Annotated in this window: 11 protein-coding genes; 8 read left to right on the top strand and 3 right to left on the bottom strand. The window is 33.5% G+C overall.

Annotated elements, in window-relative coordinates; genetic code table 11:
* Nucleotides 1-13: 13 nt before the first annotated feature.
* Nucleotides 14-670 (bottom strand): hypothetical protein, encoded by a 657-nt coding sequence (locus N4T20_RS18970; protein WP_260670635.1) that lies wholly within the window; start codon nt 668-670, stop codon nt 14-16.
* Between the two features lie 498 nt (nt 671-1,168).
* On the opposite strand from N4T20_RS18970, the gene N4T20_RS18965 reads away from it, so the two are divergent.
* The 6 genes from N4T20_RS18965 (at nt 1,169) to N4T20_RS18940 (ending at nt 6,753) form a co-directional block, all read left to right on the top strand.
* Entirely contained in the window at nt 1,169-1,654 is a 486-nt protein-coding gene (locus N4T20_RS18965) for a histidine phosphatase family protein (RefSeq protein ID WP_260670634.1), read from the top strand.
* 5 nt (nt 1,655-1,659) lie between these two features.
* Nucleotides 1,660-3,738 (top strand): polyphosphate kinase 1, encoded by a 2,079-nt coding sequence (gene ppk1 / locus N4T20_RS18960; RefSeq protein ID WP_260670633.1) that lies wholly within the window; start codon nt 1,660-1,662, stop codon nt 3,736-3,738.
* A 34-nt stretch (nt 3,739-3,772) separates the two neighbouring features.
* The gene (locus N4T20_RS18955) at nt 3,773-4,663 is read left to right on the top strand and encodes a Ppx/GppA phosphatase family protein (protein WP_260670632.1); all 891 of its coding nucleotides are present in this window, start codon (nt 3,773-3,775) and stop codon (nt 4,661-4,663) included.
* A gap of 12 nt (nt 4,664-4,675) precedes the next feature.
* Nucleotides 4,676-5,257, top strand: a complete 582-nt coding sequence (locus tag N4T20_RS18950) for a TMEM175 family protein (protein WP_260670631.1) — start codon at nt 4,676-4,678, stop codon at nt 5,255-5,257.
* A gap of 3 nt (nt 5,258-5,260) precedes the next feature.
* Nucleotides 5,261-5,821, top strand: coding sequence for a Crp/Fnr family transcriptional regulator (locus tag N4T20_RS18945; RefSeq protein WP_260670630.1), 561 nt, complete (start codon nt 5,261-5,263; stop codon nt 5,819-5,821).
* 353 nt (nt 5,822-6,174) lie between these two features.
* The gene (locus N4T20_RS18940) at nt 6,175-6,753 is read left to right on the top strand and encodes an NAD(P)H-dependent oxidoreductase (RefSeq protein WP_260670629.1); all 579 of its coding nucleotides are present in this window, start codon (nt 6,175-6,177) and stop codon (nt 6,751-6,753) included.
* 51 nt (nt 6,754-6,804) lie between these two features.
* On the opposite strand, the gene N4T20_RS18935 is transcribed toward N4T20_RS18940, so the two are convergent.
* Nucleotides 6,805-7,311 carry a DNA polymerase III subunit gamma/tau gene (locus N4T20_RS18935; protein ID WP_260670628.1) on the bottom strand — a complete coding sequence of 169 codons (507 nt, stop codon included), beginning with the start codon at nt 7,309-7,311 and terminating at the stop codon, nt 6,805-6,807.
* A 164-nt stretch (nt 7,312-7,475) separates the two neighbouring features.
* Nucleotides 7,476-8,561: a DNA polymerase III subunit gamma/tau gene (gene dnaX, locus N4T20_RS18930; RefSeq protein ID WP_260670627.1), complete on the bottom strand. Its 1,086-nt coding sequence runs from the start codon at nt 8,559-8,561 to the stop codon at nt 7,476-7,478.
* Nucleotides 8,562-8,803: 242 nt separating this feature from the next.
* On the opposite strand from dnaX, the gene N4T20_RS18925 reads away from it, so the two are divergent.
* A complete protein-coding gene (locus N4T20_RS18925; protein WP_260670626.1) occupies nt 8,804-9,595 on the top strand; it encodes a hypothetical protein in 792 nt (263 codons plus the stop codon).
* 21 nt (nt 9,596-9,616) lie between these two features.
* Nucleotides 9,617-10,006: an NIPSNAP family protein gene (locus tag N4T20_RS18920; protein WP_260670625.1), complete on the top strand. Its 390-nt coding sequence runs from the start codon at nt 9,617-9,619 to the stop codon at nt 10,004-10,006.
* Nucleotides 10,007-10,019 lie beyond the last annotated feature (13 nt).

The following is a 10,019-nucleotide window of genomic DNA, read 5'->3' as shown; positions in this document are numbered from 1 at the left end:
TGTAATGTTTTGACTAACAGTAAAAACGAGTTGCAGCTACATGGCGTAGTAAAAAAACATTAAATGTTTTTGGGGTCATTTTATTCTTTAAATTTAATAGTGGCTCATAAAAACCTATTCCTTTTGTCTTTTTTGGAGGAATATATGTGTACACAATAGTTTGGCTTTTACTGTCAGGGCAGGTAGTAGAGGTAGCAGTTACAGCTGTGCCGTTCCATTGATCAAGTTTCGAAAGATCTGCCAAGCTAAGTTTGACATAGAATTCTGCAGTTTCTCCAGGAGCAAGCGTAATTGTTTTGTTCAAGGGCGCGTAGTTTTTGTTTTCGAGCCTATTGTTTAATGAAACGTTGTTCTTTGTAGCGCTGCCATCTGGGTTTTCCGCAAAATTTGAAAAATTCTCGGCAGCTACTTGATAAGTGTCGGTATTAGTTCCAGTGTTTTTAACTTGAAGTAAAAATGAAACTTCAGAACCATTGTACTTTTGATGATTCTCTCCATTAATGGTTATTTCAGAATTACACGAACCAGATTGCGAAAATGCAATTGAAGTAATTAAAAAACAAAGCAGGGTAAAAAAGTTTTTTTGAAAGATGCTTCTTCGCGAAGAAAAAATAATCTTACAATCGCTTACAAATTTCACCGCTTTTTCAAGAGTAGATTTAGTTTTCATAACTTAAGATTTTATTTTAAAGTATTTATGAAATTTTAACAGAATCAAAGTTATATTAGAGTTTTTCTAATATTATTTTTTTATCTATGACTAACCTAAAAACTCGTTGAAGTGTTGTTTTTTTCTAAAAAATTGACTCAAAAAAGCATTTTTTTAACCCAAAAAAGTAGAATTTTTTCGTACATTTTTTTGCTTTATTAGTGAAAATGGGTTTGTTTTGAAATGATTAAATAGCTAATAATCAAGTATTTAGTTAAAATATTGTCAACTGTGAGATTATCGACTAAATACTAATTTTATAGATGAAGTACATAAAAAATAATTTTTGCTTTCTCTGTAATATTCAAATGTTAACATTTTGAGGATTATGCATTCTTGTTAAAATTTCGTTATAATGTTAACAGAAATAAAAAAAAGAAAAGGTTTAAAATTTCTTTTGTAAATTAGAACTTAAATAAAAAAATAACCTGCAATCCAGGTTTTTAAATTTTGCTGCTTATGAAAAATCTTATTTTAATTCGTCATGCCAAATCTAGTTGGGAAGCACCATTGAGAGATTTTGACCGTCCGCTAATGAAGAGGGGAATTTTGGACGCGCACGACGTTTCATTAAAAATTTCAGAGTATCTTCCTAAAACCTATATTATTTGGAGCAGTACTGCTGCCAGAGCTACAGAAACAGCTTTAATTTTTGCTCAAAACATCTCCTACCCTTTAGAAAGCATTATTTTTAGAGATGACCTATACACTTTTGACGAGAAGCAGCTCGAAAAAGTTATTAAATCGTGTGATAATAGTTTTGAAAGCGTTATTCTTTTCGGACATAACGAGGCTATTACAAATTTTGTTAATAAATTTGGGGATGTTTTTATAGAAAATGTACCAACTTCAGGCTTTGTTTCGTTACAATTTGATGCCGAAAGTTGGGATACGATCCATAAGGGCAAAACACATAAAACTATTTTCCCCAAAGATTTAAAATAATTACAGTGTACGAACAGAAATATATCGATAGAGAAAAAAGCTGGCTAGCGTTTAATGCAAGAGTACTTCAAGAAGCAGCAGACAATACGGTTCCACTTTTAGACAGACTGCGTTTTGTTGGAATTTTTTCAAACAATTTAGACGAATTTTTTAGAGTTCGGTACGCGGCCATTAGACGATTAAGCCTTTCAGGTATTTCTGGCGAAAAGTATTTAGGAGGTATTTCTGCCCATCAGTTAATTAAAGACATCACCGAAATCGTAATTCAGCAGCAATCTGAAAGTTTGCGTATTCTCGGAAATATCGAAGCAGAGCTGGAATCTGAGAATATCTTTATTATTAATGAAACGCAGATTACGCCAAAACAAGAGTGTTTCTTAAAAGATTTTTATACCCAAAAATTAAGTCCAGAATTGGTGACTATCATTTTAAATGATTTGGCTGTTTTTCCAATTCTAAAAGATACTTTAGGATATTTGGCAGTTCGTTTGGAATTAGCAAATGATGAGGTTCGTTATGCCTTAATAGAAATTCCAAAAAACATCAACAGGTTTGTCGTGCTTCCTTCTGAGGACGAAAAACAATATGTTATTTTGATAGATGATGTCATTCGTTTCAAACTGAAAAACATCTTCAATATATTTGATTATAAGAGCGTTTCTGCCCACATGATCAAAATTACCCGTGATGCGCAATTGGATATCGACAGTGATTTGAGTAAAAGTATGCTCGAGAAAATCGCTTCGTCTGTAAAAGATCGCCGAATAGGAGAGCCTGTCCGTTTTATCTACGACAATTTAATCGAAGAAGATACCCTGCAATTTTTCTTGGACAAAATGAAAATTGTAGAAACAGACAGTATTATTCCGGGAGGAAGATACCATAACCGCCGCGATTACATGAGTTTTCCAAATCTTGGAAGATACGATTTATTGTATAAGCCAAACGAACCGCTGCCCGTTCCGGGTTTGAGTTTGGAGGGAAGTATTCTGGAAAAAATCACTAAAAAAGATTATCTGGTGCACGCGCCATATCAGTCATTTTCGTATCTGACTAAGTTTTTGCGTGAAGCGGCTTTAGATCCAAAAGTAACGAGCATTAAAATTACCTTATACCGTTTAGCAAAGAATTCGCAAATCATCAGTTCGCTTATAAATGCTGCAAAAAATGGTAAAAGAGTGGTGGTGCAGATCGAGCTTCAGGCACGTTTTGATGAAGCTTCGAATATTTCTTATGCAGAACAAATGCAGACTGAAGGAATCGAACTTATTTTTGGTATCAAAGGGCTGAAAGTGCACAGTAAAATTTGTGTAATCGAAAGATTGGAGGAGGGCAAAAATCGTCGTTACGGATTTATTTCAACTGGAAATTTTAACGAATCAACTGCGAAAATTTATACCGATGTTACCCTTTTCACTTGCCATCAGGGAATTTTAAAAGACACATCTAAAATATTTGAATTTTTTGACATCAATTATAGAGTGCACCGATACAAACATTTAATAGTATCGCCTCATTATACAAGAACCAAATTCATAAAACTGATTGATCGTGAAATTCTTCACGCATTGGCAGGAAGAAAAACGCATATTAAATTAAAAATGAATAGTTTATCCGATTTTAAAATGATCGATAAACTTTACGAAGCAAGTAATGCTGGAGTCAAAATACAGCTTCAGGTAAGAGGAATATGTTCTCTAATTCCTGGGATTCCTGGCATGAGCGAAAACATCGAGGCCATAAGCATCGTAGATAATTACTTAGAGCACTCGAGAGTTTATATTTTTGGAAACGCTGGTCTTACAGAAGTTTATATTTCGTCTGCCGATTTCATGACCAGAAATCTTGACGGTAGAGTCGAAGTAACTTGCCCGATTTATGATCTTGAAATTAAAAAAGAACTGATTGATAACTTCAATATTGCATGGAAAGGAAATGTAAAAGTGAGATATCATTCGTATAAATTAGATAATAAATACAAACCCAAAAATCATCATGCTCCATTTAGAGCGCAATTTGAAACCTATAAATATTATCAGAAGAAAGTAGCGATAGTAGATGAGGTTCCCCAAAAAGTAAATTAATAACAAATACCAATTTTCAAATCATAAAGTGAGCATGATTAATATTAGGAAGTTTGCAGCGATAGATATCGGTTCAAATGCTATGAGGCTTTTGATCGCTAACGTTGTGGAACAAGAAGGCAAAGAACCGCAGTTTAACAAAAGTTCCCTTGTTCGTGTGCCAATTCGTTTAGGGCAGGACGCCTTTACGGTTGGAGAAATTTCACCAGAAAATATAGATCGAATGGTAGATGCCATGAAAGCATTCAACCTTTTGATGAAAGTACATAAAGTTGAGCGTTATATGGCATTTGCAACTTCTGCAATGCGTGAAGCTTATAATGCTAAAGAAGTTGTGGCTTTAATTAAGAAGAAAGCCGACATTAAAATCGAAATTATAGACGGTAAAAAAGAAGCGGCAATTATTGCTTCTACAGATTTACACCATTTAATTAAATCTGACGAAACCTATCTTTTTGTGGACGTTGGAGGTGGAAGTACCGAGTTTACCTTATTCTCTGACGGAAAAATGATTACTTCAAGATCTTTCAAAGCAGGAACCGTTCGTTTGTTGAACAACATGGTTCATGATGTTGTTTGGGATGAAATCGAAAAATGGATTAAAACCAACACGGCAGATTACGATGAGGTAACGCTGATAGGTTCTGGAGGTAACATTAACAAGTTGTTTAAAATGTCTGGAAAACAGCAGGAAAAACCGCTTTCGTACATTTATGTTAATTCACAATACGCATTCTTAAATTCATTGACTTACGAACAGAGAATTGCCGAATTAGGTCTGAATTCTGACCGTGCAGACGTAATCATCCATGCAACTCGCATTTATCTGAATGCGATGAAATGGAGTGGTGCGCGCCAGATTTATGTTCCTAAAATCGGACTTTCAGATGGTATCGTAAAAGCAATGTATTTCGGCAAAATTTAATATTTTATTTAAATGAATAAAGGCAGGCTTGAAGCTTTCAGTGATGGCGTTTTGGCAATCATCATAACCATTATGATTCTGGAAATTAAAGCGCCGGAAGGGCACGAATTTGCAGATTTAAAACCGCTTATCCCTAAGTTTTTAAGCTATGTTTTAAGTTTTATTTATGTTGGAATATACTGGAACAACCACCATTATTTGCTTCATGGCTTATCTAAAGTAAACGGAAAAGTATTGTGGAGCAATCTGCATTTTTTGTTTTGGCTGTCTTTAATTCCTGTTTCTACAGCGTGGATGGGAGAACATAATTTTGAAAAAGCGGCAATGGCATTATATGGTGCTATTCTGCTTCTTTCTGCAATCTCGTACGTTATACTGCAATATACAATTATATGCAGCGAAGGAGACGATTCGGCTTTGAGAAAAGTGCTTAAAAAAGATTTCAAAGGTAAAATCTCTCTAGTTTTGTATGTAATAGGGATTGCCGCGGCATTTTACAATCAGTGGATTTCTGGCGCTGCTTATTTTACTGTAGCCATGCTGTGGCTTATTCCAGACAAAAGAATCGAGAGCGTTTTTGCTTCAAAAGAATAGTGCATGAAAGCTATTTTTCAATCCATTCAAGATTTTTCAGCCGATGAATTAAGCCTTTTAGAAAGTTTGATTACATTTCGGGTAGTAAAAAAAGGAGAACTTTTGTTGACTGAAAATAAGGTTTGCAACGAAATTGTTTTTATTGAAAAAGGAATTCTCCGTTCCTTTTTTGTCAATCATAAAGGAGACGAAATCACCAATTGTTTTGCTTTCGAAAATGAATTTATGGCGTCCTTTGCCAGTTTTATCACAGAAGAAAAAGCAGAAGAAAGTATTCAGGCGCTAACCGATACAGCATTACAGATTCTGGATCGAAAAGCTCTCGAAAAACTGTATCAATCTAGTTTCAATTGGCAGGAAACAGGAAGAAAGTTAACTGAAATAGAGTTTGTAAACCTACACAAAAGAATGGTTTCCTTTCAGAAATTATCGGGCGCACAACGTTACGAAGAACTTTGCCAGAATCATCAAAAGTATATTCAGCTAATTCCGTTACAATATTTGGCTTCTTACCTAGGAATTACCCCAAGACATTTAAGCCGAATTAGAAAGGCAATGATTTGATATTTTTGTTTCACGCAGATTTAGAATGATTTGAGCAGATTTTTATCTGATTTTTTACTCATTTTAAACAGAAATCTGCGTAAATCTATCACAGATTAAATTATTTGCATAATCTGCTCAATCTGCGTGAAAAATTGTTTTTTTAGTTTACCAAAAGACTAATCTGTTCAAATCAAGATTTGTTTTCTTGCTCTTTTATATGAGACTAAAATCTATATTTCTATGTGTTTAAATTTTAGGCTGAGATTGAAAAAAATCCCTTTAATCTGTGTAATCTGTGGCAAAAAAAACTTTTCAGGACATTTGTCCAGTAAAAGAAAATATACTAATAGTATTTTTGAAAAAACATAAATATGAAAAAAATACTGATCATAAACGGGCATCCGAATGCTGAAAGCTTCAATTTTGGCATTGCAGAATCGTACCAAAAAGGCGCAATTGATTCTGGCGCTATAATAGAAACCATTACAATAGTCGATTTAAATTTCAACCCCAATCTCAAGTTTGGCTACCAAAAACGAACCGATCTAGAACCAGATTTGTTAGAATCGTGGGAAAAAATAAAAAGAGCCGATCATTTGGTTTGGATTCATCCTGTTTGGTGGGGCGGACTGCCAGCCATAACAAAAGGATTTATCGATCGTCTATTCCTGCCAGGAATGGCCTTTCAATACCGTGAAAATTCAGTCTGGTGGGATAAATTGCTCAAAGGAAAAACAGCGCACATCATCACAACACTAGATCAGCCGAGCTGGTATTATAGATTTGCTTATGGAAGACCAAGCGTTAACCAGTTAAAAAAATCTACTTTAGAATTCTGCGGTGTAAAGCCTGTAAAAGTAAGTTACATCGGAATTATAAAGGGTTCAGATGATTCCCAAAGAGAAAAATGGTTAAAGAAAGTTTATAATCTTGGACTCAAAAACAAATAAAACTTTGTTCTAAATTGCCAGAATGAATTGATTCGGAGTAGAAAATAGAGACTAAAGATTTAAATCCAATCCAAATGTAGTGCGTAAAAGCTCAATGTTTGGATTGATTTCTAAGAAACGATTGTATCGATCTTGATCGTTAAGAGATCTTACGGTTTTAATTTCTTCATTTACAATCACTTCTATTGAAATGTCATGATTATGTAAGTGGCCTTTTAAGTATCCTAATAAACCGTTCATCTGACTCTCAAAATCCAATTTGGAACCTTCATTTGGCAATTCATAAGAAATTGTTGTGCCATTCAGAACGGGATCACTAATCAATAGAATTGATTCCATGATCTTAAGACCTTTTTGGCCTAAACGTTCCGCATATTTGTTCCAATGAAGACGCATATCGGTTTCGTTAAATTCTTCCGTTAGATAAGCAGTAGTGGGTTTAACATACGTCTTGCCGTTGGCTTCCATTTCTTTTTTCTTGCGAATGCTGGCAAGAGAAAAAGCAGAAACTTTTGGAGCGCCATTTTCTTCAGTTTTTGGAGCTTCCTGAGTTTGCACTTTTGGAGCTTGAGCAACTTGTTGTGGTTGAGAATTGGCTGTATTGTTTTCTGTTACAGCTGCAATGCTTTGATTTTCAGTTGCAGGAGAGCTTTCTGTCTTAGGCTTTGGACTTTGAACTTCAACAATAGAATAACCTCCGTTTTTAAAGTAAACGGGCGGAATTATGAATTGCTCAGCTTTTTTTTTTCTCCATCAAAGTTGATAGAGGCCAATTGCATCAAGCATAATTCAACTAAAAGGCGTTGATTCTGACTTAATTTGTATTTTAAATCGCAGTCGTTCGCAATGTCAATTCCTTTAAGCAAGAAATCCTGAGAACATTTTTGCGACTGAACGGCATACATTTGCTGCGCTTGTTCGCCAACTTCTAATAAAGCAATGGTCGAAGGTGTTTTGCTGACCAATAAATCTCTGAAATGTGAAGCCAGACCAGCAATAAAATGATGGCCGTCAAAACCTTTGGCTAAGATGTCATTGTATGCCAATAAAAGTTTCGGAATCTCGTTTTCAAGAAGTAAATCAGTAATCGAAATGTACGTTTCGTAATCTAAAACGTTCAAGTTTTCGGTTACAGCCTGACGAGTCAAGTTTGTTCCGCAGTACGAAACTACACGGTCAAAAATAGACAAAGCATCACGCATGGCGCCATCTGCCTTTTGGGCAATAATATGCAATGCATCATCTTCAAAATTGATTCCCTGACTTTCAGCAACATCTGCCAAATGTTCTTTAGCATCTTTTACTGTAATTCTTTTAAAATCAAAAATCTGACAGCGAGATAAAATCGTTGGAAGGATTTTGTGTTTTTCTGTTGTTGCTAAAATAAAAATAGCGTGTTTTGGCGGTTCTTCTAATGTTTTAAGAAAAGCATTAAAAGCGGCCGAAGACAACATATGAACCTCGTCAATGATATATACTTTGTATTGTCCAGTTTGTGGCGGGATTCGAACCTGATCGATAAGGTTACGAATATCATCAACCGAGTTGTTTGAAGCGGCATCTAACTCAAAAACGTTAAAAGCAAAATCTTCGGTAGGATCGTCATATCCAGGCTGATTTATTTTTCGAGCCAAGATACGGGCACAAGTAGTTTTACCAACTCCACGCGGTCCTGTAAATAAAAGAGCAGAGGCTAAGTGATTGGTTTCTATAGCATTCAACAAAGTGTTTGTAATGGCTTTCTGCCCCACAACATCCTTAAAGGTCTGCGGGCGATATTTTCTTGCCGATACTACAAATTGTTCCATATTCTCTTTTATTGGATAGCAAATATAGAGTATAATTTAATGATTTAAAAATTTAAAAATTGAAAGATTAGAACTGTTTTGAACATTCTCATTTTTAGTATTTGTCAATTAATGAATTAGGTGTAATTTGGCTTTAGATTTCAATTTCTATATTTATTTCTTGTAGTAAAAAAAGATTAATTTTAGAATCAAATAACTCATTGTTGATGAAAATACGATTTCAAATATCATACATAATTATCATGTTTTTTTTAATTAATTGTGTAGATAAATCTCATGAAAAGAGAAATGATTCAATTGATATTTCTACAGTCAGACTTCCAAAAAAGAAAAGTTTGGATATAAAGTATTTATTAAATCCACCAAAATCAGATTCGCTGTGCTTTTCGTCAGTCGAAAGGGCAAAAAAGGATATGAAAAAATATAAAGGTGTTTATGTGAAAACTATATGTTTTGGCTGTAATTCAAAACCTTATGAAACTGAAATTGAAGAAGTACTAAAAAGTAAAAATTTTAAATTAGGGATTGAAGAACTTGATTGTGTTGTTTATGAAGATCAGACTAGAGGATGTTATAGAGATTATATTGATTTAAAAATGAAAGAGAAATATGGTGAGAATTATATTTCTAAGATTGAAGAAGAGGCTGAAAAGTTGTTTATAAAAAACATAAATGAAAATGATGCACTTATAAGCGTTTTTGATTTAGAAAGAAAACAAATTCCTCAATCAATTAATAAAGGTATTTATTTTGAAAATGATTATTACACAACTTTAAAAACAGATTTGCCAATTCAACAAAATTTAAAAAAATATATATTTCTGGATTTCGATCTTATTGTTGAAAAAAACGGAACTTTAAGTCAATTTGAGGTGAGTTATTATCATGCAAATATTAAAGATAAAAATATTAAAGAACAATTGATCGATTTCTCAAAAGAGAAAATTAAAGCAAAATATAATAACTGGAAACCTGGGATTTATAAAGGAAATGTTGTAAGAACTAAGATTCATTTAAGAATAGCTTTTGTTTAAGTTTTAATTTAACGATAAACGATGAAAAAACTTTTTTTAATTTTTGTACTGCTTATTGCATTAACTGCAAAAGCTCAAAATAGAACTCCAATTTATCAATTACGTATTTATGAAATTTTTGAAAATAATAAAAAAGAGTTTCATGAACGTTTTCGAGATCATGCCATGTGTATCATGAAGAAATACAACTTTAAGATTATTTCTATTTACGAATCAAAATCAGATAAGAAAACCGAGTTTGTTTATTTTCTGGAATGGCCAAATGAAGCAACGATGAAAAAAGCTTGGGAAGATTTTAGAAAAGATCAGGAATGGATTGATATCAAAAAACTTTATACCGAAAAATATGGCGATGTTGTAGGCAATATCGAAGATCGAGTTTTGACTAAGCTTGATTATTCGCCTAACTAGATTTTGTTTTGAA

The sequence above is a fragment of the Flavobacterium sp. TR2 genome (genome assembly GCF_025252405.1).
Lineage (GTDB): Bacteria > Bacteroidota > Bacteroidia > Flavobacteriales > Flavobacteriaceae > Flavobacterium.
The sequence above is the reverse complement of the archived record's forward strand: the minus strand, read 5'-3'. Positions and strand labels throughout refer to the sequence as shown.